The organism is Streptomyces sp. SP17BM10, from assembly GCF_036322405.1.
Taxonomy (GTDB): domain Bacteria; phylum Actinomycetota; class Actinomycetes; order Streptomycetales; family Streptomycetaceae; genus Kitasatospora.
This window is the reverse complement of the sequence record NZ_JAQYXB010000548.1, coordinates 1-221: the sequence shown is the minus strand read 5'-3', so window position 1 is coordinate 221 and position 221 is coordinate 1. Positions and strand designations below refer to the sequence as shown.

Annotated in this window: 1 rRNA gene; it reads right to left on the bottom strand. The window is 59.7% G+C overall.

The annotated features are described in order from the left end of the window. Positions 1–221 (bottom strand): 23S ribosomal RNA (locus PUR71_RS14155); the annotation flags it as partial.

The following is a 221-nucleotide window of genomic DNA, read 5'->3' as shown; positions in this document are numbered from 1 at the left end:
CCTGACCACCTGAGTCGGTTTGGGGTACGGGCCGCCATGAAACTCGCTAGAGGCTTTTCTCGACAGCATAGGATCATCCACTTCACCACAATCGGCTCGGCATCAGGTCTCAGCCTTACATGTGAGGCGGATTTGCCTACCCCACGGCCTACACCCTTACCCCGGGACAACCACCGCCCGGGCTGGACTACCTTCCTGCGTCACCCCATCGCTCACCTACT